The sequence below is a fragment of the Cnuibacter sp. UC19_7 genome, assembly GCF_042699995.1.
Lineage (GTDB): Bacteria > Actinomycetota > Actinomycetes > Actinomycetales > Microbacteriaceae > Cnuibacter.
Window position 1 is genome coordinate 549471 of record NZ_CP170560.1, and the last position, 22536, is coordinate 572006.

Sequence of the window (22536 nt, forward strand, 5' to 3'; positions counted from 1 at the left end):
TCCTGCGCCCCGCAAAGGGCTATTGCTCACCGTTCGGCGAGGACGCAACGCTCATCCTGCGCCGAACGGCGAGAAAGCGCCCCTTCCGCGCACCGCAAAGGGCCGCTTCTCGCCGTTCGGCGTGCGGGTGCGCCCCGCGCGGGACCGGGTGCGCCTCGCGCGGGGGGCTACTCGCTGAGGGGGCGAGCGGCGATCGTGTCGCGGGCCTGGCGGGCGCGCTCGTCGATCTCGGCGAGCCGCTCCTCCGCGGCCGGCGCGTCGGGGTACGACTGGCCCCGCACGGAGAGGGCGCGCTCGAGGAGGAGGTCGGCGAGCTCGGGGTTGTTCGCGAGGATGGGGCCGTGCATGTGGGTGCCGAGGAGGTTGCCCTCCCAGAAGCCCTCCTCGCCGCGTCGGCCCTCGACCGCGGCGGTGTTGCCGCGACCGTAGACGACCGTGCCCAGGGTGGTGTGCGACCCGACGTCGACGAAGGATCCGCGGTTCTCGAAGCCGACGACGGTGCCGAGACGCGGCGACGACACGACGAAGTCGCCGACCACGCGCTCGCCTCCATGACGCGTGGTCACCGGGAACACGCCGGCCCCGGCGAGGGTCTCGCCCGTCTCGAGCACGATCGACTCGCCAAGGAGCTGGAAGCCTGCGCCCACCGCGAGGAACGGGACACCGGACGACGCCAGCTGACGAAGCGGCACCGCGAGAGCCTCGACCAACGGTCGAGCGAGGAGCTGCGCCGACACCGGACCGCTGCCGACGAAGACCAGGTCGATCTCGTCGACCGACGGCATCGCCTCTGCGGCGTCGACCGTCACGACCTCGACCGGCAGACCCCGCCACTCCGAGCGGAGTCGCAGGATCTCGACGTTGCCCGACTCGCCGTTCATGCCGAGGAGTCGCGGCAGGAGATGAAGGATGCGCAGGGTCACGACCCACCGCCTTCCAGCTCCTTGAAGCCGAGCACCTTGCGGATCGACATCATGAGCTCGTAGTTCAGGATCATCACCTTGTGACCGGTGGCCGGCCGCGGCAGCGCGAGGAAGCGCTTCACCGCACGCCGGACGTCGAGATCGACCTCGCCCACCGGCATCCCGAGATAGCCGAACCGCACGGCGAACTGCCACGCCTTCGACCCGGTGATGCCGTCGACGTGGTCGAGCCGGGAGAAGTCGATGTCGTAGATCCACGACGGATCGGGGGTTCCCTCATCGACCGCGAGGAACACCTGCTCCGGCGTCGCGTCGAGGGCATCGAGGTTCAGCTGCAGCGAGGCCGGGTTCTTCATCATGATGATCTCGACCTGCTCGCCGTCGATCTCGAGCATCTCGCCGCGGCCGTAGACCGTCTCAAGGGCGTCGAGCGCGAGTGCCACCAGCTCGGGCTGGAAGCGATCGCCGAGCACGCTCATCGCCGTCGCGGCGGCGGCCGCGGCGTCGAGCGCGTAGTGCATGCCGCGCGCGGGAAGGCGCACGACGACCTGCGTCTCGCCGAGGGCGAGCGTCGCGTGCACCCCGTCGAGCGCGATCACCTCCACCGAGGCAGGACGATCCTTCGGCGCAGCGGCGGAGCCGTCGAACCGATCGGCCGTCGCCACGCCGTGCCCGGCGGCTTCCACCAACTCCGGCACCCCGCCGAACCAGCTCACACGCCGGCCTTCGCGGGCAGGGATCCGCTCGTCGATGTCGACGAGGAAGTTGTCTTCGCGGTTGAGCACCAACCCGTCGGTCGCGGAGGCCGCGACCGTGGCGAGCATGGTCGCCACCCGATCGGGCTCGTGGTACCGGTTGAGCTGGTCGATCTGGATGTTGAGCAGCAGCACGGTACGCGGCTTGAGCAGCCCCGCGAGACGCGGGCCGTACCCCTCGTCGACCTCGAGCACCGCGATGTCGGCATCGAGCCTGCCCGAGACGGAGACGTCGGCGAGCAGTGCCGACGCGATGCCCTGCGGCAGGTTGCCGCCCGACGGGTTCGTGAAGACCTTGAGACCGTGCGCGCGCACGATCGCGGCCAGCATGTTCGTGGTCGTCGACTTGCCGTTCGATCCCGATACGGCGACGACACCGTCGGGAATCGCCGAGATCGTGCGGGCGAGGAAGTCGGGGTCGACCTTCAGCGCCGTCGCCCCGGGGATCGCCGAACCGCCGCCGCGCAGTCGCGCGGCGACGCGGACGGCGCGGCCGATCAGGACGGCCGCGGCCGTTCGTGCACCCACGGGCCTACTCGAGGTAGTCGCGCAGCGACTGCGACCGCGACGGGTGACGCAGCTTCGCCATGGTCTTCGACTCGATCTGGCGGATACGCTCACGCGTCACGCCGAACGTGTCGCCGATCTGGTCGAGGGTCTTGGGCATGCCGTCGCCGAGCCCGAACCGCATGCGGATCACGCCCGCCTCGCGCTCCGAGAGCGAGTCGAGGAGGGACTCGAGCTGCTTCTGCAGCATCGTGAAGCCCACCGCGTCGGCCGGGACGACCGCCTCGGTGTCCTCGATCAGGTCGCCGAACTCGCTGTCGCCGTCCTCACCCAGCGGGGTGTGGAGGGAGATCGGCTCGCGACCGTACTTCTGCACCTCGATGACCTTCTCGGGGGTCATGTCGAGCTCGCGGCTCAGCTCCTCGGGGGTGGGCTCGCGGCCCAGGTCCTGGAGCATCTGGCGCTGCACGCGGGCGAGCTTGTTGATGACCTCGACCATGTGCACCGGGATGCGGATGGTGCGGGCCTGATCGGCCATGGCGCGGGTGATCGCCTGTCGGATCCACCAGGTGGCGTAGGTCGAGAACTTGAAGCCCTTCGTGTAGTCGAACTTCTCGACCGCACGGATGAGGCCCAGGTTGCCCTCCTGGATGAGGTCGAGGAACTGCATGCCTCGACCGGTGTAGCGCTTGGCCAGGGAGACCACGAGTCGGAGGTTCGCCCCGAGCAGGTGGCTCTTGGCGCGCTGGCCGTCCTTCGCCACCCACATGAGCTCGCGGCGCAGCTGCGGCGTCATGTTGTCGGCGTTGGCGAGCTTCTCCTCGGCGAACAGGCCGGCCTCGATCCGCATCGCGAGCTCGACCTCCTCGGCCGCGTTCAGGAGCGGGACCTTGCCGATCTGCTTCAGGTAGTCCTTGACCGGGTCGGCCGTCGCACCCGTGATCGTGCTCGAGTAGACGGGGACCTCGTCCTCGTCGTCGACCAGCGACAGCACGAGGGCACCGGCCGGGACCGCCTCGGCCTCGCCCGTGGGTGCGGCTGCCTTGGGCGCCGACTCGTCGCCGTCCTCCGCCTCGGCGTCGTCGGTCGACTCAGCTGCGTCGCCTTCGGCGGCGTCGTCGGTCTCGTCGACCTCCGCGCCGTCCTCCGGCTCCAGCTCGTCGTCGCCCTCGAGCTCGTCGTCGGCGGCCTTCGCCGCCTTCGACGAGGCCTTGGCGCCCTTCGCGGCGGGCTGACGGGTCGTCTTCTTCTTCGCGCCGCGAGCGGGCGCGGTCGTCTCCTCCGTGGCCTCGTCAGGCGCCGTTGCCTTGTCGAGGGTGGCTGCGGACTTCGCCATCAGATCACCTTTCGTCCCCAGGATCGGAAGGTCGCGCATGATTCGCGTCAGGGGCAGGGCTTCCGGTCCGTGATGTTTTCGGACATTACTAAGACCCATGTCAAGTCTCGAAGTTCGCTCACCGAGGATCCGGGTGCGACTCGTGACAGGAACGGGTCTGTACCTTCGATTATTGCACGGAAGCCTGTGTGCTCCTCACACACGACGGCCCGACAGCCGCTCCGTCACGCCCGACGGCGCCTCCACGCTCTGAAGAGTGCAACCCAGATGGGGCCCACTGTTATTCCCTCGTCCTGCTCCAGACGACGGCGTGTCCGCCTGCGGGCGCGGACCAGCATGACGATCCCGAAGCCGATCACGACGTACTGGATGAGGAACGCGCGACGGAACGCATCCAGCTCGTAGAGCGTCGTGCTCAGACCCGCGTCGAGCTGGACGTCGAGCAGCAGCCCGATGACGAACATCATCACGAACGAGGCGAGGAAGCCTCCCACGTTGACGATGCCGTTGGCCGAGCCGAGCGAGCGCATGGGGTTGAAGGAGCGCGCGAAGTCGAACCCGATGAGCGACCCGGGGCCGCCGACGCCCAGGACGACGAGGAGGACGATGATCAGCCAGAACGGCGGGCTGCCCGGCCAGAGGATGACCACGGTCCACACCACGAGGATCGCGATGGTGATGCCGAGCACCAGGTTGGAGCGCCGAAGAGGGAAGCGCGCCGTCAGCAGCCCCAGGATGGGCCCGGCGATGACGCCGCTGACCACGATCACGACGAGCAGTGACGACGCCGTCTCCGGGGGCAGGCCGACCGCCGACACCAGGAAGGGGTAGCCCCAGAACAGCGCGAACACCGTGCCGCTCGACTGGGAGACGAAGTGCGACCAGAAGCCGAGCTGCGTCCCGGGACGTCGGAGCGCCGCGCGCAGTCCGGTCATCGCCTCGCGGATGTCGGCGGCCTTCGCCGGCTCGGGCGCTGATCGCGGGCGGTCGGCGAGCAGGGCGATGCCGAGCAGGAACGCGAGCAGCGACAGGCCGGCCGCCGCGGAGAACGCCGGCGTCCAGCCGAACGCGTGGAGGATGAGCGCGAACGGGATCGCGGACAGGATCTGCCCGAACTGGCCGATGTTGCCGACCCACTGCGACAGCTGGGGCACGATCCGGCCCTGGAACCACGACGACGTGAGCCGGATCACCGAGATGAAGACCGCCGCGTCGCCCGTGCCCACGAGGATCCGGCCGAGGATGGCGGGTTCGATCGTGGGAGCGAACGCGAGCACCAGCTGACCGGCGACCATGACGATCGACCCGCCGCAGATGAGCGCCTTGGGTCCCACCCGGTCGAGGAGGATGCCGAACGGGATCTGCCACGCCGCGTAGACCACGAGCTGCAGCACGGCCAGGCTCGACAGCAGGGCAGCCGACGTCTCGAACCGCTCGGCAGCCGAGACCCCCGCGACACCGATGGTCGTCCGCTGCAGGACGGCCGCGGTGTAGGCGAACACGCCGACCCCGAAGACGAGCCAGGACCGAGCGGAGTTCACTGCATCGATGCTACCCAGCCCGGGGGCGGGCTGCGATCAGTCGGCGGTGTCGTCGTCTCCGCGGCGCTTGCCCGCCAGGAACCGCTCGAGCTCGGCGCCGATCTCATCGGCGGTGGGCAGCTCGCCGTCGACGGTGAGCGGCGACTGGAGGTTCGTACCCTCCATGTACGCGTCGTGGCGCTCCTCGAGGGTCTGCACGAGCTTCGCCAGCTCGGCGTTGCTCACGACCTGCTCGTCGATGCGGCCGAGGAACACCCGGCCCTCTTCGCGGATGCGGTCGGTCGGGAAGATGAGACCCGTCGCGGCCGACACGCTCTCGAGACCGGCGAGGGCGGCGCCGGGGAACTCGGTGTCGGCGAGGTAGTGCGGCACCAGCAGCACGAAGCCCGTGATCGGGTGATCGAGCTCGCTGAGCCGGTACTCGACCAGGTGCATCGCGTTGCCAGGCGCCTGCGTGGTGGGGCGCCACACCGACATCGACTCGATGAGCTCCTGACGGTTGCCGCTCACGGTGACGCTGATGGGTCGTGTATGGGGCACGGGCATGGGGATGGCGTGAACCCAGGTGGTCGCCTTGACCTTGAACCGGTCGACCAGCGAGGTGACCGCGGCGGCGAAGCGCTCCCACTTGAAATCGGGCTCGAAGCCCGTGAGGAAGAGGAACCGGCTGCCGAGCTCGTCGGTCATGAGGTAGAGGCGCAGCGACTGCGGCTCGTACTCGCTGATGTGGTCCTCGTCGAACGTGACCACGGGCCGGCGGGCCCGGTAGTCGAGCAGCTCGTCGGCGTCGAACTCCGCGATCAGGGTCGAGGTGAGCGACTCCAGGAGGTACTCCTTGAGCTGCGCCACGGCCGCGCCGGCGTCGCTGAACCCGGTGAGACCGGCGACGAGATCGAGACCTTCGGGCACGAGCTCCGCCTCGGCGGTGAGCTGGTACAGCCTCTGCTCGTAGTCCATGTCACAACTCTAATCGGGCGCGCGGGCCCCACCCCGGAGGGCGGACATGCCCTCAGCGAACAGTCCCCGGACGCCCGGATTACCATGGCCGACATGGCACGTGCATCCGTCTCCCTCTCCCCCGTCCGCCCCTCCTCCCCCGACTCCGACGGCATCCTCGTCGTCGCGGCGTGGAAGAAGGACGGCGAGATCACGGTGCGGGGCAGTGACGACGCCGGGCTCATCGCCGATCTCGCCGCGGTCGGCTTCGCCGGCAAGCGCGACGAGCTCGTGCGGCTGCCGAACCGCACCGGTGGCGGCTCGATCGCCGTCGTCGGGCTCGGCGCCTCCGAGCCCACGGTCGACGACCTGCGCGCCGCCGCGGGATCGGCCACGAGGCGCCTGAGCGGGTCGCTGGTCATCGACCTCGCGCCCGCCGCCGCGTCGGAGACCGAGGCGATCGCCGAAGGCGCTCTCCTCGGCGCCTACCGGTTCGACGACTATCGCGGCGCGGGACGCGAGGAGTCCGACGGCGAGTCCTCCTCCGACTCGCTGGTCATCGTCGCCCCCGAGTCCGACCGCGACGCGCTCGACCGTGCGATGATCGCCGCCGACGCCGTCACCCTGGTGAAGGACCTCGTCAACATCCCGGCGCTCGACCTCTACCCCTCGGTGTTCGCCGATCGGACCGTCGAGGAGGTCGCCGCGCTCGACGACGTCACCGTCCGCGTCTGGGATGAGGAGCAGCTCGCGGCCGACGGGTTCGGCGGGATCCTCGGCGTGGGGCAGGGCTCGACCCGACCGCCCCGTCTGGTGCGTGTCGAGTACGCGCCCGAGGGCGCATCCGCTCACCTCGCCCTGGTGGGCAAGGGGATCACGTTCGACACGGGCGGCCTCTCGCTGAAGCCCCCGGTGTCGATGATCGGGATGAAGGACGACATGGCCGGTGCGGCCACCGTGCTCGCGACGCTCATCGCCGCCGCGCGCCGGCGAATCCCCGTGCGTCTGACGGCGTGGCTCTGCCTCGCCGAGAACATGCCGTCCGGGGTCGCGATCCGCCCCGGAGACGTCCTCACCATCCGCGGCGGACGCACGGTCGAGGTGCTCAACACCGACGCCGAGGGTCGCCTCGTGATGGCCGACGGCCTGGTCGCCGCCTCCGAGGAGCAGCCCGACGCGATCATCGACGTCGCGACCCTCACGGGCGCGCAGGTGGTGGCGCTCGGCAACCGCTACGTCGGCGTCATGGGCGACGACCCCGTGGTGCCCCGCGTGATCGACGCCGCCGACGAGACCGGCGAGACGATGTGGCGGATGCCCATCCCCGTGGAGATGCGCCCCATGCTCGCCTCCGACATCGCCGACATCGCGAACGTCAAGCCCGGCAACACCGCCGGCGGGATGCTCGTGGCCGCCGCGTTCCTGGCCGACTTCATCGGGACCGATGCAGACGGCGAGCGGATCCCGTGGGCCCACCTCGACATCGCGGGACCGGCGCTCAACAAGGAGGGCGGCTACGGCTACACCGGCAAGGGACCGACCGGCGTGGGTGTGAGGACGCTCCTGCGCGTTGCCGAGGCGTACTCCCGCGCGTAGTAAGGTCTTATGGGCGAGACGCTCGCCCTCGAGGCCTGGCCTACGGTGCCAGGCCGGATCCTGACGCACGAGGGAGTTGCTAGGTGTCGGAACAGAAGTTTGACATTGTCGTGCTCGGCGGCGGCAGCGGCGGATACGCTGCAGCGCTGCGAGCGACCGAGCTGGGATTCTCGGTGGCGCTCATCGAGAAGGACAAGGTCGGCGGCACCTGTCTGCACCGGGGCTGCATCCCCACGAAGGCGCTGCTGCACGCCGCCGAGGTCGCGGATGTGAGCCGCGAGTCGGCGAAGTACGGTGTGCGCTCCACGTTCGAGGGCATCGACCTGCCGTCGGTGAAGGAGTACCGCGACGAGGTCGTCCAGAGCAAGTTCAAGGGCCTGCAGGGGCTGCTGAAGGCGCGCAAGATCACGACCATCGCCGGTGAGGGCCGTCTCACGTCGCCCACCACCGTCCAGGTCGGCGACGACACCATCGTCGGCGACAAGGTCGTCCTCGCCACGGGCTCGTACTCGCGCACCCTTCCCGGGCTCGAGATCGGCGGCCGTGTCATCACGTCCGAGACCGCGCTCGCCCTCGACTGGATCCCGAACAAGGTCGTCATCCTCGGTGGCGGCGTCATCGGCGTCGAGTTCGCCAGCGTCTGGAAGTCGTTCGGCGCCGAGGTGCAGATCGTGGAGGCGCTGCCCCACCTGGTCCCGAACGAGGACGAGGCGATCAGCAAGCAGTTCGAGCGTGCGTTCCGCAAGCGCGGCATCCAGTTCAACCTCGGCACCCGTTTCTCGGGCGTCACACAGGACGACCAGGGCGTCGTCGTGACCCTCGAAGACGGCAAGACCTTCGAGGGCGACGTGCTCCTCGTCGCCGTCGGCCGCGGCCCGGCCACGCAGGGCCTCGGCTTCGAGGAGGCGGGTGTCACCGTCGACCGCGGCTTCGTGATCACCAACGACCGACTCGAGACCAGTGTTCCCGGCGTCTACGCCGTGGGCGACATCGTCCCCGGCCTCCAGCTGGCCCACCGCGGCTTCCAGCAGGGCATCTTCGTCGCCGAGGAGATCGCGGGCCTCAACCCGCAGATCGTCGAGGACGTCAACATCCCCAAGGTCACCTACTCCGAGCCCGAGGTCGCCTCGGTCGGTCTGACCGAGGCGAAGGCCGCCGCCCAGTACGGCGCCGACTCGATCACCGCCTACGACTACAGCCTCGCGGGCAACGGCAAGAGCCACATCCTCGGCACCTCCGGCTCGATCAAGGTCGTCCGTGTCAACGACGGCCCGGTCGTCGGGGTGCACATGATCGGCGCCCGCGTCGGAGAGCTCATCGGCGAGGCCCAGCTCGTGGTCAACTGGGAGGCCTACCCCGAGGACGTCGCCCCCCTCGTCCACGCCCACCCCACCCAGAACGAGGCCCTCGGAGAGGCGTTCCTCGCTCTCGCCGGCAAGCCGCTCCACGCGCTCTGATCAGCGCCCCCAGCACAGAGTTCCCACAAGGAGAGAGAGTCCCATGAGCGAATCCGTCAACCTCCCCGCGCTCGGAGAGAGCGTCACGGAGGGTACGGTCACCCGCTGGCTGAAGAACGTCGGCGACCGTGTCGAGGTCGACGAGCCCCTGCTCGAGGTGTCGACCGACAAGGTCGACACCGAGATCCCGTCCCCCGTCGCCGGGGTGATCGAGGAGATCCTCGTCCCCGAGGACGAGACCGTCGAGGTCGGCACCGCGCTGGTCCGGATCGGAGACGGGTCGGGGGCATCGGCGCCCGCCGAGCCGGAGGCTCCTCAGGAGCAGCAGCCTGAGACCGTGGTCACGCCGTCGGCCGAGGCCCCGGCCCCCGCGGAGGAGCCCGCTCCGTCCGCCCCCGCTCCGGTGACCCAGGCACCCGCCGCTCCCCCGGCTCCGCCCGCCCCGCCGGCACCGCCCGCTCCCGCGGCCCCCGCTCAGGCCGCGCCTGCTGCTCCGGCCGCTCCCGCTCCTGCGGCGCCCGCGGCTCCTGCTGCTCCGGCAGCCGCCGCCCCCGCGGCGCCCGCTGCGCCGGCAGCTCCCGCTGCGCCGGCCTCGAACGAGGCGGGCAACGCCGGGTACGTCACCCCGATCGTGCGCAAGCTCGCTCACGACCAGGGTGTCGACCTCGCCACCGTGACCGGGACGGGTGTCGGCGGACGCATCCGCAAGGAGGACGTCCTCGCCGCTGCGGCCTCGGCCTCGACCTCGACCGGTGAGTCGGCGGCTCCCGCCGCGGCGGCCTCGACCAAGCTCGAGACCTCGCCGCTGCGCGGCACCACTCAGCCGATGTCGCGCCTCCGCAAGGTGGTGGCCGAGCGTGCCGTGGCCTCGCTGCAGGCGTCGGCGCAGCTGACCACCGTCGTCGAGGTCGACGTCACGAAGGTGGCGGCGCTCCGCGACCGTGTGAAGTCGCAGTTCCTCGAGAAGACCGGCAGCAAGCTGTCGTTCCTCCCGTTCTTCGCGCTCGCGGCGACGGAGGCCCTCAAGGCCTACCCGATCATCAACGCGACGGTCGACGGCGAGAACATCGTCTACCCCGACCACGAAGGCCTGAGCATCGCGGTCGACACCGAGCGCGGACTCCTCACCCCGGTGGTGAAGAACGCCGGTGACCTCGACATCGCGGGCTTCGCGAAGGAGATCGCCGACCTCGCCGCGCGCACCCGCGACAACAAGCTCAAGCCCGACGAGCTGGCCGGTGGCACCTTTACGCTGACGAACACCGGATCGCGCGGAGCCCTCTTCGACACCCCGCTGGTCTTCATGCCGCAGAGCGCCATCCTCGGCACGGGCGCGGTCGTCAAGCGCCCGGCCGTGGTGAAGGTCGACGGCGCCGACGCGATCGCCGTCCGCTCGACCGTCTACCTGGCGCTGAGCTACGACCACCGCATCGTCGACGGCGCCGACGCCGCGCGTTTCCTCACGGCGGTCAAGAACCGTCTCGAGGAGGGTGCCTTCGACGCCGACCTGGGCATCTGATCCGCCCGGTTCGTACGACCTGATCAGCCAGCCGGCCTCTCCCCTCACCACGAGGAGGGAGGCCGGTTCGCTGTCTCCGGGTGACGGCGCGGCGGCCGGTGCGAGCAGGACGGCGCCCCCGAGGTCGTCGACGACGTGCCACGTCCCGTCCATGCCGCCGATGATGCTCTCGAGCGGATCGGCCGCTCCACGAGCGATCAGGGCGAGGTCGTCGTGCAGAGCGGGCGATCCCCACTCGTCGACTCCGTCGAGACAGGCGGCGTCGGCGACGGCGAGGCAGGCGGATCGCCCCTCGAGCAGATCGGCGGCGGCCTCCAGCGGATCGGCTGGAGTCGAGCTCGCGGACGGCGACGCCGAAGCTCCTCCGTCCGCCGCCCTCGCAGGCGGGACGCCCGCCGCCTCGGCGGCACGATCCCCCTCGGGCTGACCCGCCCCGACGATCCCCGAGATCAGGACGCCTCCGGCCAGCGCCGTGCACAGCGCCAGTGCGGCGACGATCACACGGCGGCGTCCGATCCGGCGGCGGAGGGCGGAGGCGAGGGGCGCGATGCTGTCGCGCAGCGCGAGCAACGCCGCCAGGGCGGGCTCGATCGTCTCTGCGATGCCGTCGGTGCCGGGGTCGTCGCGGGCGGGAGGCGCCTCATCGCGCCACTGCCACGCCGTGGACTCGCTCGCCCCCCGGCTGGGCGATCCGAGCGGTCGCTCGGAGAACGGCGGTGCCGAACGCGCGACCTGCTCGGCCTGGAAGACCAGCGTGACGCCGTCGTGGTCCGTGTGGACGTCGATCAGCGAGCCCGAATCGACGGCCGAGTCGGGGACTGAGGCGGCGTGCAACTGGTGCACCTCGACGGGCTCACCCGCCGGGCCGCTGCCACGATGAACGGTGCGGTCGACGTCGACACGGACCACCTCGTGGAGGCGGTAGCCGTGGAGCGGAGGGACGGGGCTGGGGATCACGCGTCGATCCTGGCGGCCGCAGCCGGACTGCGGTCGGCCCAGACGTGATCAGTGGATGATCTGCGACCAGAGCCGGACTGTGCAGGAGCGGCGCCCGCCACGGAGAGGCCGGAGACGGCCCCGCGGACGAAGTATCCTTGAGGACATGGCACGTTCCTCCGACAAGGCTCAGAAGCAGCCGAAAGAGCCCGGTCGTCTGAAGCAGATGTGGCAGGTCTTCCAGATGACCCGCCGCTACGACCCCAACGCGATGTGGATCATGGCGCTCGGCTTCGCGCTGCCCGTCCTCGCGGGTGTCGCGGTCGCGCTGATCATCTCGCGCGACAACGTGTTCGGCATCGTCATGTGGATCCTCGCGGGTGTGCTCGCGGGTCTGCTCATCGCCCTGGTCATCCTCGGGCGTCGCGCCGAGCGCGCCGCCTACAAGCAGATCGAGGGCCAGGCGGGTGCCGTCGGCGCCGTGCTGCGCAGCTCCCTGCGTCGCAGTTGGCGCGGCAGCGAGATGCCCGTCGCGGTGAATCCCCGCTCGCAGGATGCGGTCTATCGCGCCGTGGGCCGCGGGGGCGTCGTCCTCATCGGCGAGGGTCCGCGCACGCGCACGCAGCGCATGCTCGACGACGAGAAGCGCAAGGTGCAGCGCATCCTGCCGAACGTGCCGGTCACCTTCATGGTCGTCGGACCGGACGAGGACTCCGTGCCGCTCCACCGCGTCGCGGCGAAGATGGCGCGCATCAAGCCCGTCCTCACCAAGCCCGAGGTGATGGCCGTGAGCAACCGCCTCACGTCGCTGACCTCGGCGTCGCCGGTCGCCATCCCCAAGGGCATCGACCCGATGCGGATGCGCCCTCAGCGTCCGCGCTGATCCCCTGCGGGCCCCGGTGAACGGGGCCCCCGCGGGCACCGCTCGCGTCAGCGCTTGACGAGGACCGTGCCCGAGAAGACGTCGTGGAGTCCGCGCTGGTCCGAGTCCCAGATCACGGCGGGCACGACGAGCATCAGCAGCACCGTGCGGAGGATGGGGCGCCACCAGCCGGCCCATGCCCCGTTCAGTCGCACCACGCGCATCCCGAGCAGCAGGTGACCCACACCGCCACCGAGGGTGGCGATGAAGAGGCACTGCTCCACGAAGAAGACCAGCGAGCTGCCCCACCAGGTCCCGAAGAAGAACGCGTAGTAGATCACGTAGCAGAGCGCGAAGTCGATCAGCAGTGCCGCGACGCGGCGCCCGGGTCGAGCGATGGAACCCCGTCCCTCCTGCGGGAAGCCGAGGCGTTCACCCGGCCACCGGCTGGGTGCCGCTCCCCCGGTCGAGGCGGGACGATCATCCGGTCTGCTCACCGGTCGAGCCTATCGCCCACACGGCCGGGCACCCTGAGGCCCGCTCCAGGCACACATTCCGTCAGAACCCAGGTGGACGTAACATGCCCGAAACAATGGTGACACCGCCGCGTCACGACGCCCCCGTAGGGTGACGCGTAGCTGTACCCGCAGCTGCTCAGTACCACAGCCATTGGAGACTCATGTTCAGCGATTCTTCCGAGGTGCTCAAGTTCATCAAGGACACCGACGTCAAGTTCCTTGATATCCGGTTCACCGATCTTCCCGGTGTCCAGCAGCACTTCAACATCCCCGCCTCGACCGTCGATGAGGAGTTCTTCTCGGTCGGGCAGCTCTTCGACGGCTCCTCGATCCGGGGCTTCGCCTCGATCCACGAGTCGGACATGCAGCTCATCCCGGATGTGTCGACCGCCTACATCGACCCGTTCCGGGCCGAGCGCACGCTGATCATGGTCTTCGACATCTACAACCCGCGCAACGGCGAGATCTACGGCAAGGACCCCCGCCAGGTCGCCAAGAAGGCCGAGAAGTACCTCGCCTCCACCGGCATCGCCGACACCGCCTTCTTCGCCCCCGAGGCGGAGTTCTACATCTTCGACGACGTGCGCTACGAGGTGAAGCAGAACTCCTCGTTCTACAAGGTCGACTCCAGCGAGGCCGCGTGGAACTCCGGCCGCGAGGAGGAGGGCGGTAACCTCGCCAACAAGACCCCCTACAAGGGCGGCTACTTCCCCGTCTCGCCCGTCGACCAGCACGCCGACCTCCGCGACGACATCTCGCTCAAGCTCATCGACTCGGGCCTCATCCTCGAGCGCGCGCACCACGAGGTGGGCACCGCAGGACAGGGTGAGATCAACTACCGCTTCGACACCATGGTGCACTCGGCGGACGACATCCTGAAGTTCAAGTACATCGTCAAGAACACCGCGAACCTCTGGGGCAAGACCGCCACCTTCATGCCGAAGCCGCTCTTCGGCGACAACGGCTCGGGCATGCACACGCACCAGTCGCTCTGGAACGACGGGAAGCCGCTGTTCTACGACGAGGCCGGCTACGGCGGGCTCTCCGACATCGCGCGCTGGTACATCGGCGGTCTGCTGAAGCACGCCCCCGCTGTGCTCGCCTTCACCAACCCGACCGTGAACTCGTACCACCGTCTGGTGCCCGGCTTCGAGGCTCCGGTCAACCTGGTGTACTCGGCCGGAAACCGCTCGGCATCGATCCGCATCCCGATCACGGGCACGAACCCCAAGGCGAAGCGCATCGAGTTCCGTGCGCCCGACGCCTCGGGCAACCCGTACCTCGCGTTCGCCGCGCAGCTCATGGCCGGCCTCGACGGCATCCTCAACCGCATCGAGCCGCACGAGCCCGTCGACAAGGACCTCTACGAGCTCCCGCCCGAGGAGGCCAAGAACATCCCTCAGGTGCCGGCGTCGCTCGGCGAGGCCCTCGACGCACTCGAGGCCGACCACGAGTTCCTCACGAAGGGCAACGTCTTCACGCCCGACCTGATCGAGACCTGGATCTCGTACAAGCGTGAGAACGAGATCAAGCCGATCGCCCAGCGCCCGCACCCCTTCGAGTACGAGCTCTACTACGGCGTCTGATCCCCGCTGACTCACACGAAGAGTCCGCATGAGCGTCCAGAGCCCTCTGGATCCCCGCTCGTGCGGACTCTTCGTCGTTCCACCGGATGCGATCGCTCCCCTGGCCGCTCCGACACGTCGACGATCGATCGTGGTCGGAGGCGGGATCGCTCTCCTCGGCACGCTGATCACCTTCGGGAGCGTCGGGCCGATCACTCGGGCAGACGGCGACCTCTCGGCGATGCTGTCGTGCGGCGGACGGAGGCACCCGCGATCACCGAGACGCCTCGCTGACTCACCTCTCACGAGGGTGCGCCGTGGGCGGCCCCGGGATGGTCGTGCCTAGCATGAGGGAATGAGCGCACTGACGGACACCTTCACCCTCTCCAACGGCGTCGAGATCCCCCAGGTGGGGTTCGGCACCTGGCAGATCCCGGACGGGAGCGAGACGTACGATTCCGTGCGCGTCGCCCTCGACGCCGGCTACCGGCACATCGACACCGCCGCCGCCTACGGCAACGAGGCGAGCGTCGGCCGGGCGGTCCGCGACAGCGGCGTACCGCGCGAGGAGATCTTCATCACCACGAAGCTCAAGGCCGAGATCAAGGATGCGGAAGGCACGCGACGTGCCTTCGAAGGCTCCACGGCGGCGCTCGACCTGGGTGTGATCGACCTGTACCTCATCCACGCGCCGTGGCCCTGGACCGACATGGGTTCCGACCACCGCGCGGGCAACATCGAGGTGTGGAAGGTGTTCGAGGAGCTCTACGGCGCCGGGCGCGTGCGCTCCATCGGCGTCTCCAACTTCGTCGACCCCGACCTGGAGTCGCTCGTCTCCGCCACCGAGGTGGTGCCGCACGCCGACCAGATCCGCTGGTTCATCGGCCACACCCAAGACGACACCACCGCCTGGTGCCGTGAGCACGGCGTGCTCGTCGAGGGCTACTCGCCGCTCGCCACCGGTCGCCTCCTCGACGACGACCGGCTGGGGGCGATCGCCGAGAAGTACGGCGTCACCCCTGCCCAGCTGTCGATCCGCTACCTGCTCGAGCACGAGGTGCTGCCGCTGCCGAAGTCGGTGACGCCTGACCGCATCCGCTCGAACGCCGAGCTCGACTTCGAGATCTCGCCCGACGACCTGGCCGCCCTCGACGAGCTCTCCGACACGGTCGACTGAGGTCACCGGCGACGAGCGACCCGCGACCGGCGAAACCCTACGACGACAGGAAGCGCTGGAAGCACTCGTAGGTCGAGTACGTGGGATCGGTGGCGTCGGCCAGGCCCGTCGGGGCGGGCGCCGCCGCATCCTTGCCTCTGGCATCCACGAAGCGCCAGCCGCCCGCCGTATCGACCGCGACGAGCGCCGAGGCGATCTCCCTGCGGTCGGCGGCGGTGACTCTCACCGGAACGCTCCACCACGGCCGCCGACGCGGACCCGTGGGCTTCACCTGCAGACGCTCGGCCTGCGTCGGGAGCTCCTGGGAGAAGCGGGTGATCGCCGCGATCCACTCGTCGTACTTCGCGGCGTCGCCGCTGTGCACCCCATCCACCCCTCGACTCTATCCCCCGTCGTGGTCACGCGCCGACGAGCGTCACGAGTCGTAGAACAGCCGCTCGAAGACCGCGCGGGCCCGCCGGGTCACCCCGAGGTAGTCCTCCTCCAGCTGGGTCGCCGAACCCGGCGGGTACTCCAGGAGACGCGCCACACCCTCCAGCTGCGTGCGGTCGGACGGCAGCACGTCGGACGTCCGGTTCAACCACAGCGTCACCGCCGAGCGCGCCCTCGACGCGAAGAGCCAGGCCGCACGGAGACGATCCGCGTCGGGACCGGCGATCAACCCGTGCTGCTCCATCGCGGAGAGGGCGTCGAGGGTCGAGGTGGTGCGCAGCGACGGGGTGGCGACGGCGTGCTCGAGCTGCATGAGCTGCACGAGCCACTCGACGTCGGACAGCGACCCCCGGCCGAGCTTGAGGTGCCGGGCCGGATCTGCTCCCTGCGGGAGCCTCTCGTTCTCGACGCGGGCCTTGATCCGCTTGACCTCGCGCACCTCCTTGGGTGCGATCGACGCCGGATAGCGGACGCTGTCGGCGAGGGCGGTGAAGCCGTCGATGAGCGACTGGTCGCCGGCCACGCCCCGCGCACGGAGGAGTGCCTGCGCCTCCCACGTGAGCGACCACCGCTGGTAATAGGCCGCGTACGAGTCGAGCGAGCGGACGGGCGGGCCGTTCTTCCCCTCGGGCCGAAGGTCGATGTCGAGATCGAGCGGCAGGCGCGCGTCGTCGGTGAGCCGGTTCAGCTCGTTGACGATGAACATCGCGACCGAGCCGGCCGTCTGCGGATCGACGTCGCGCGCCCGGTAGACGTAGAGCACGTCGGCGTCGGACCCGAAGCCGAGCTCGCCTCCCCCGTACCGGCCCATGCCGATGATGGCGAACTCGATGCCGTCGCCCCGGGCCGCGGCGGTGGCCTCGCGGATGACCCGGAGCGTGCCGCGCAGATGCACCGTCGTCACATCGGTGAGGGCACGGCCGAGCTCTTCGACGCTGATCATGCCCAGGATGGCCGCGACCGCGAGCCTGAGCGTCTCGCGACGCCGCGCCGTCCGCAGGCCCAGAGCCGCCGCATCGGGCGTGTCGTGCCGCTGCACGATGGCCGCGACCTCATCCTCGAGCGTGGCGAAGGCACGGGGCCGGAGCTCGTCGTCGTTCTCGAGCCACGCAGCGGCCTCGGGGATGCGCTCGAACAGCTCTCCCACGTACCTGGAGGCCGAGAGCACCTGGGTGAGGCGACGAGCGGCGCCAGAAGAGTCGCGGAGCATGCGGAGGAACCAGTAGGTGTCGCCGAGCGAGTCGGAGAGCCGACGGAACGCGAGCAGCCCGTAGTCGGGATCGGCACCCTCGGCGAACCATTGCAGCATGACCGGGAGGAGGTGCCGCTGGATGGTGGCCTTCCGAGAGACCCCCGAGGTCATCGCGGCGATGTGCGCCAGCGCGCCCTTCGGGCTCTGGAATCCGATCGCGGAGAGCCGGGCCTCGGCCTGTTCGCTGGTCAGCGCGATCTCGTCAGCGCTGAGGGCGGCCACCGCGGCGAGCAGCGGACGGTAGAACAGCCGCTCGTGCAGAGAGCGCACGCGGTGCTTGATCTCGGACCACATCTCGACGAGGTCGTGGGCGTTCGGCGCGAGCCCGCTCGACCGGGCCAGCACCCGCAACTCCTCGTCGTCGCGCGGCATCAGGTGCGTGCGGGCCAGGTGGCGCAGCTGCAGACGGTGCTCGAGCAGGCGCAGCACGCGGTAGTCGCGGCCGAACTCCGCCGCCTCGACGCGCCCGACGTAGCCGGCGTCGGCGAGGGCCTGCAGCGCGTCGAGCGTGCCCTTCTGACGCACCGAGGGGTCGCTCTGCCCGTGGACGAGCTGCAGGAGCTGCACCGTGAACTCGACGTCGCGCAAGCCCCCCGGCCCGAGCTTCAGCTGGATGTCGACGTCGTCGGGTCGGATGTTCTGTGTGACACGCTCGCGCATCCGCTGCACCGAGCCGACGAAGTCCTCGCGGGATGCGCTGCTCCACACCATCGGGGTGACCGTCCGGGCGTACTCCTCACCCAGCTCGAGATCGCCGGCCAGGGGCCGCGACTTGAGCAGCGCCTGGAACTCCCAGTTCTTCGCCCAGCGCTCGTAGTACGCGCGGTGGGAGTCGAGGGTCCGGACCAGCGCGCCCTGCTTCCCTTCGGGCCTGAGGTTCGCGTCGACCTCCCACAGCCCCGGCTCGAGACCCGCCTCGCCGATGCCGCGCATGGTGAGCATCGCGAGCCGCGTCGCGATGTCGAGCGCCTTCGCGGGTTCCAGCGCCTCGTCGTCGGCCGACTCGCCGACGAAGATCACGTCGACGTCGCTGACGTAGTTGAGCTCGGACGCCCCCGTCTTGCCCATGGCGATCACCGCGAGCCGGGTCAGCCGCACGTCGTCTGCGGGGAAGAACCACAGGCCGTGCCCGCGGGTCGACAGCTGGGTGCGGGCCACCGCGAGAGAAGCCTCGATCGCCCCTGCCGCGAGATCGGCGAGCGAGCGGGTGACGGCGCTGAGGCCACCCAGCGGATCCGCCTGCTCGAGGTCGAAGGCCGCGACCCCCGCCAGCAGCGACCGGTAGCGCACCCGGAGCGCGTTCCACGCGTCCTCCCCCGCCTGCGCGGCGAATCCGTCGACGGCGCCCACCGAGTCGAGGAGCTCACGGCGCGCCTCGACCACGTCGGGCAGTCGTGGCGCGCGCGACGCGAACGCGGCGAGCTCGGTGGGGTGGCGCTCGAAGAACTCCAACCCGTCCGACGCCCCGAGGAGGAGCAGCAGGCGGGTCCGCCCGGCGCTGCGGAGCGCGTCGTCGACCACGGCCGGATGGCGGGACCGCAGGCGGAGCACACCCTCGAGGGCCTGGTCGGGGTCGGCGGCGCGCTGGAACGAGCCGAGCAGCTCCTCCGCATCCAGACCCAGCGTGTCGGCGAGGGCAGGGATCTCCGCAGCGGCCCGCGTGAGCTCGGCGAAGCCGGCCCGGGCGAACCCGGTGAGTGACGTCCTGGATCGTTGCATGGTGCCGACGCGGCCTGGGCCGCCCTCGTCAGAGGATCTCGAGGTTGCTCTCGAGCTCGTACGGCGTGACCTGCGCCCGGTAGGCGCGCCAGTCCTGTCTCTTGTTGAGCAGCACGTAGTTGAACACCTGCTCGCCGAGGGTCTCGGCGACGAGCTCCGAGCCCTCCATCAGGCTGATCGCCCGGTCGAGGCTCGCCGGCAGCGGGTCGTAGCCCAGCGCACGGCGCTCCGCGTCGGTGAGCGACCAGACGTTGTCCTCGGCCTCGGGCGGCAGCTCGTAGTTGCCCTCGATGCCCTTGAGGCCCGCCGCGAGGAGCAGCGAGTAGGCCAGGTACGGGTTCGCCGCCGAATCGATCGCGCGGTACTCGATGCGCGACGACTGGCCCTTGTTCGGCTTGTAGAGCGGCACGCGCACCAGGGCGGAGCGGTTGTTGTGGCCCCAGCAGACGAAGCTCGGCGCCTCATCGCCACCCCAGAGACGCTTGTACGAGTTGACGAACTGGTTCGTCACCGCGGTGATCTCGGGAGCGTGACGCAGCAGACCGGCGATGAAGTTGCGGCCGATCTTCGACAGCTGGTACTCGGCGCCCTGCTCGTAGAACGCGTTGGAGTCGCCCTCGAACAGCGACATGTGCGTGTGCATGCCCGACCCGGGATGACCGGCCAGCGGCTTCGGCATGAACGTCGCGTAGACGCCCTGCTCGATCGCCACCTCCTTGATCACCGTGCGGAAGGTCATGATGTTGTCGGCCATGGTCAGCGCGTCGGCGTACCTCAGGTCGATCTCGTTCTGGCCGGGGCCCGCCTCGTGATGGCTGAACTCGACCGAGATCCCGAGGTCCTCGAGCATCCGCACCGAACGACGGCGGAAGTCGTGCGCCGTGCCGCCGGGCACGTTGTCGAAGTAGCCCGCCGAGTCGACCGGCTCGGGGCCCTCGGGCCCGTACTGAGACGACTTGAGCAGGTAGAACTCGATCTCGGGATGCGTGTAGAACGTGAACCCGCGGTCGGCCGCCTTGGCGAGGGTGCGCTTCAGCACGTTGCGCGGGTCGGCGACGGCCGGCTGGCCGTCGGGCGTCGTGATGTCGCAGAACATGCGGGCGGTGGGATCGACCTCACCGCGCCAGGGCAGGATCTGGAAGGTCGTCGGGTCGGGATGCGCCAGCACGTCGGCCTCGTACGACCGGGTGAGCCCCTCGATCGCCGAGCCGTCGAACCCGAGTCCTTCGGCGAAGGCGCCCTCGACCTCGGCGGGGGCGATGGCCACCGACTTCAGTGTGCCCACCACGTCGGTGAACCAGAGCCGGACGAACTTGATCCCGCGCTCCTCGATCGTGCGCAGAACGAAGTCCCGTTGCTTGTCCATCGGTGATGCAGACCCTTCCTCAGGACGCCGGATCACGCCCTGTGTTCAGGGTATCGGCTCCGCCCTCGGTTCGTGTAGCGCCCCGGCCGGGCTGGGCACGACCGCGGATGCGACGTTCAGCTGGAGAGCACCGCGATCCACGCGAACCACACCATCATCGCGATCCACACCAGCGTCGCGCTCGCCGCCAGAGCCGCGGCGCCCCGGCCGCGCAGGCGCCAGACGGGGATGATCGCGAGGAAGCCCACGCCCAGCAGGATGCCCAGCCACGGCAGGATGGTCGGCACACCCACGAGGGCCAGACCGGGCGTGGCTGCGATCGCCCCTGAGACGACGATCCACGCTGCGACGAGGAACGCCACGCCCGTCACCGGGGGCAGTCCGCTGGCGATGAGGAGCCCGACCGGCTCGCGACGAGCGGCCTGGACGATCAGGGTGATGGCCCAGCCGAGGAGCCACAGCACGGCGAACGCGCCGAAGACGAGCGGGACGACGAGGCCCAGTGGGTCGAGGGTGCGCACGGAGTCGACGACCGCGGCGACGCGGATGGTCTCGTGCACGTCGTCGGCGGCGATCACCGGATAGCGTTCAGCCCCGTCGGTGCACTCCGTCTGCACCGCCGCGCCGGGCGAGGCGAGCCAGGTCGAGACCTGCTGCAGGCCGCAGTCGAGGGCGATGGCGCTGTCTGCGCCGTTCGACTGCATGCGGACCACCTGCGATGCAGGGAACGCGCCCGCGGCGAACGCAGTGACCGAGTCGGCAGGCACGTCGGGGTCGGTGTCGGAGGCGAACACCAGCGCCGGAGCGCCACTCGCCGGCAGACCGCGTGTGCCGGCATCGACCGCGGGGACGCCGATGCTCGAGCAGATCTTGTCGGCCGCCACGAAGGTGGTGAGCCCGGGCAGGGGCGTCGGGTCCTCGCCGGAGCCCTCCGGCGCCGGCAGCGTGGGATCGGCCGACCAGAAGGGCTGCCAATCCTGGCACTGCCGCAGCCAGGTGAGCGCGGGATCCCCGTCGACGAAGCGCTGGACGGCGACGTCGGCGAAGGGCTGCAGCGAGTCGGTCTCGCCACCCGACACCCGCGTCAGCATGAAGGGGAGACTCTCGGCCGCGGCGGGATCGCGGAGCGCAAGCTGCGTCAGGGTCACGACGTCGGAGGCCGTGAGGTCGTAGTAGCGGTCGCGCTGAGACACGGGGTCGTGCACGATGCCGTTCGCGGAGTCGTCGCCCACGACCGTGCCCGCGTCGGACAGGGTCGTCGGCAGGTCGGGGTACTCGTCGGAGGACCGCGCCGACAGGGTGGTCAGCGCCGTGGAGAGGCCGGCATAGGCGAGGCCCTTGAGGTCCTGATCGGCGGGGACGAACCCGTCGAGGACCAGCCCGGCGACCCCTCCCGGGTCGGCCGCCGCGACGGTCTGCATGACGCTCGTCGTGGCACCCTGACCGAAGAGAGTCCACGTCGGATAGCCGACCAGCGCCCGCAGCTCGACGATGTCGGCGGCCGTCTGGGCCCGGTTGTATCCGCTCGGATCGCCGCCGGAGGCGATCAGGTCGGCGATGCAGGTCTGCATGGCCGTGACCACGTCGCCCATCTCGTCGGCGGGGGTGTCGGTGGTGGTCATCGCGCCGATGTACGCGCTCACCGCGGCGTCGCACCGGAACGGCTCGGTCGTGTCGGATCCGCCGCGCGGGGCAAGCACGACGACGTCGTGGGACGAGCGGATGGCGGAATCGCTCAGAAGGCGCTCGGCGACCGCGGTCGACTGCGTCGTCGAGCCCGTCATCACGAGGACGGGCGCGCCGGAGGCCGGCTGCTGCGACGCGGGGACCAGGTAGTAGGGCAGGCCGATCGTGCGGGAGGACGGGTTGTTGCGGTTCTCGGGCACGGTGAGGGTGCCGCACGCGGCCCCGCCGGGCGTCCCGGGAGGGCAGTCCGCCGGCGCGATCTCGGCCGCGGGGGCGAGCGAGGCCGCGTTGACGGCCGCGCTGGGCGCCGCCGGCACGGGCGCGGCGATCGCGCCGGACGCGCCCCACAAGGTCGCGGTCAGGGCGGCGATGGCGACCCCTGCGGCAGTGGCACGGATCCCGATGGCTCTGCGTCGGTCCACGTCTCCCCTTCGAACTCGGATCGGCGTTGTC

At 70.1% G+C, this 22536-nt stretch carries 17 protein-coding genes; 7 read left to right on the top strand and 10 right to left on the bottom strand.

The features are described 5' to 3' along the window. Nucleotides 1–167 precede the first annotated feature (167 nt). The 5 genes from ACFJGV_RS02635 to ACFJGV_RS02655 form a co-directional block, all read right to left on the bottom strand. Entirely contained in the window at nucleotides 168–923 is a 756-nt protein-coding gene (locus ACFJGV_RS02635; RefSeq protein ID WP_378146624.1) for a type 1 glutamine amidotransferase, read from the bottom strand. After that, on the bottom strand, nucleotides 920–2206 hold the full coding sequence (locus tag ACFJGV_RS02640) for a MurT ligase domain-containing protein (RefSeq protein WP_378146626.1): 1287 nt from the start codon (nucleotides 2204–2206) through the stop codon (nucleotides 920–922). The genes ACFJGV_RS02635 and ACFJGV_RS02640 overlap by 4 nt, the downstream gene beginning before the upstream one ends. A 4-nt stretch (nucleotides 2207–2210) precedes the next feature. Beyond that, complete coding sequence (locus ACFJGV_RS02645) at nucleotides 2211–3521, bottom strand: RNA polymerase sigma factor (protein ID WP_378146628.1); 1311 nt, start codon at nucleotides 3519–3521, stop codon at nucleotides 2211–2213. 224 nt (nucleotides 3522–3745) lie between these two features. After that, the gene (locus tag ACFJGV_RS02650) at nucleotides 3746–5062 is read right to left on the bottom strand and encodes a nitrate/nitrite transporter (protein ID WP_378146630.1); all 1317 of its coding nucleotides are present in this window, start codon (nucleotides 5060–5062) and stop codon (nucleotides 3746–3748) included. A 36-nt stretch (nucleotides 5063–5098) separates the two neighbouring features. Beyond that, the gene (locus tag ACFJGV_RS02655) at nucleotides 5099–6019 is read right to left on the bottom strand and encodes a proteasome assembly chaperone family protein (protein ID WP_378146632.1); all 921 of its coding nucleotides are present in this window, start codon (nucleotides 6017–6019) and stop codon (nucleotides 5099–5101) included. 93 nt (nucleotides 6020–6112) lie between these two features. Here ACFJGV_RS02655 and ACFJGV_RS02660 point away from each other — a divergent pair, with 93 nt between their 5' ends. The 5 genes from ACFJGV_RS02660 to ACFJGV_RS02680 all read left to right on the top strand — a co-directional run bounded on the left by ACFJGV_RS02660 (nucleotide 6113) and on the right by ACFJGV_RS02680 (nucleotide 12389). Then, on the top strand, nucleotides 6113–7594 hold the full coding sequence (locus ACFJGV_RS02660) for a leucyl aminopeptidase (protein ID WP_378146633.1): 1482 nt from the start codon (nucleotides 6113–6115) through the stop codon (nucleotides 7592–7594). 83 nt (nucleotides 7595–7677) lie between these two features. Further along, the gene (gene lpdA, locus ACFJGV_RS02665; RefSeq protein ID WP_378146634.1) at nucleotides 7678–9051 is read left to right on the top strand and encodes a dihydrolipoyl dehydrogenase; all 1374 of its coding nucleotides are present in this window, start codon (nucleotides 7678–7680) and stop codon (nucleotides 9049–9051) included. Between the two features lie 43 nt (nucleotides 9052–9094). Then, nucleotides 9095–10570: a 2-oxoglutarate dehydrogenase, E2 component, dihydrolipoamide succinyltransferase gene (gene sucB / locus ACFJGV_RS02670; RefSeq protein WP_378146635.1), complete on the top strand. Its 1476-nt coding sequence runs from the start codon at nucleotides 9095–9097 to the stop codon at nucleotides 10568–10570. A gap of 828 nt (nucleotides 10571–11398) precedes the next feature. Further along, nucleotides 11399–11575, top strand: coding sequence for a hypothetical protein (locus tag ACFJGV_RS02675; protein ID WP_378146637.1), 177 nt, complete (start codon nucleotides 11399–11401; stop codon nucleotides 11573–11575). Nucleotides 11576–11672: 97 nt separating this feature from the next. Continuing rightward, nucleotides 11673–12389, top strand: a complete 717-nt coding sequence (locus ACFJGV_RS02680) for a DUF4191 domain-containing protein (protein ID WP_378146639.1) — start codon at nucleotides 11673–11675, stop codon at nucleotides 12387–12389. Nucleotides 12390–12436: 47 nt separating this feature from the next. On the opposite strand, the gene ACFJGV_RS02685 is transcribed toward ACFJGV_RS02680, so the two are convergent. Then, the gene (locus ACFJGV_RS02685; protein WP_378146640.1) at nucleotides 12437–12865 is read right to left on the bottom strand and encodes an RDD family protein; all 429 of its coding nucleotides are present in this window, start codon (nucleotides 12863–12865) and stop codon (nucleotides 12437–12439) included. Nucleotides 12866–13047: 182 nt separating this feature from the next. On the opposite strand from ACFJGV_RS02685, the gene glnA reads away from it, so the two are divergent. Next, a complete protein-coding gene (gene glnA / locus ACFJGV_RS02690; protein WP_378146642.1) occupies nucleotides 13048–14472 on the top strand; it encodes a type I glutamate--ammonia ligase in 1425 nt (474 codons plus the stop codon). Between the two features lie 334 nt (nucleotides 14473–14806). Then, complete coding sequence (locus ACFJGV_RS02695; RefSeq protein WP_378146644.1) at nucleotides 14807–15628, top strand: aldo/keto reductase; 822 nt, start codon at nucleotides 14807–14809, stop codon at nucleotides 15626–15628. A gap of 37 nt (nucleotides 15629–15665) precedes the next feature. Here ACFJGV_RS02695 and ACFJGV_RS02700 read toward each other — a convergent pair whose 3' ends face one another. The 4 genes from ACFJGV_RS02700 to ACFJGV_RS02715 all read right to left on the bottom strand — a co-directional run bounded on the left by ACFJGV_RS02700 (nucleotide 15666) and on the right by ACFJGV_RS02715 (nucleotide 22505). Next, nucleotides 15666–16001, bottom strand: a complete 336-nt coding sequence (locus ACFJGV_RS02700) for a hypothetical protein (RefSeq protein ID WP_378146646.1) — start codon at nucleotides 15999–16001, stop codon at nucleotides 15666–15668. A 42-nt stretch (nucleotides 16002–16043) separates the two neighbouring features. Next, entirely contained in the window at nucleotides 16044–19031 is a 2988-nt protein-coding gene (locus ACFJGV_RS02705) for a bifunctional [glutamine synthetase] adenylyltransferase/[glutamine synthetase]-adenylyl-L-tyrosine phosphorylase (protein WP_378146647.1), read from the bottom strand. Nucleotides 19032–19059: 28 nt separating this feature from the next. Further along, nucleotides 19060–20397 carry a glutamine synthetase family protein gene (locus ACFJGV_RS02710; protein ID WP_114704815.1) on the bottom strand — a complete coding sequence of 446 codons (1338 nt, stop codon included), beginning with the start codon at nucleotides 20395–20397 and terminating at the stop codon, nucleotides 19060–19062. A gap of 116 nt (nucleotides 20398–20513) precedes the next feature. Further along, entirely contained in the window at nucleotides 20514–22505 is a 1992-nt protein-coding gene (locus ACFJGV_RS02715) for a hypothetical protein (protein ID WP_378146649.1), read from the bottom strand. Nucleotides 22506–22536 lie beyond the last annotated feature (31 nt).

Excerpts from the sequence above, each read along its gene's own strand:
- ACFJGV_RS02645 (WP_378146628.1), bottom strand. The coding sequence starts at position 3,521 with ATGGCGAAGTCCGCAGCCACCCTCGACAAGGCAACGGCGCCTGACGAG.
- ACFJGV_RS02655 (WP_378146632.1), bottom strand. The coding sequence starts at position 6,019 with ATGGACTACGAGCAGAGGCTGTACCAGCTCACCGCCGAGGCGGAGCTC.
- ACFJGV_RS02660 (WP_378146633.1), top strand. The coding sequence starts at position 6,113 with ATGGCACGTGCATCCGTCTCCCTCTCCCCCGTCCGCCCCTCCTCCCCC.
- sucB (WP_378146635.1), top strand. The coding sequence starts at position 9,095 with ATGAGCGAATCCGTCAACCTCCCCGCGCTCGGAGAGAGCGTCACGGAG.
- ACFJGV_RS02680 (WP_378146639.1), top strand. The coding sequence starts at position 11,673 with ATGGCACGTTCCTCCGACAAGGCTCAGAAGCAGCCGAAAGAGCCCGGT.
- glnA (WP_378146642.1), top strand. The coding sequence starts at position 13,048 with ATGTTCAGCGATTCTTCCGAGGTGCTCAAGTTCATCAAGGACACCGAC.
- ACFJGV_RS02695 (WP_378146644.1), top strand. The coding sequence starts at position 14,807 with ATGAGCGCACTGACGGACACCTTCACCCTCTCCAACGGCGTCGAGATC.
- ACFJGV_RS02705 (WP_378146647.1), bottom strand. The coding sequence starts at position 19,031 with ATGCAACGATCCAGGACGTCACTCACCGGGTTCGCCCGGGCCGGCTTC.
- ACFJGV_RS02710 (WP_114704815.1), bottom strand. The coding sequence starts at position 20,397 with ATGGACAAGCAACGGGACTTCGTTCTGCGCACGATCGAGGAGCGCGGG.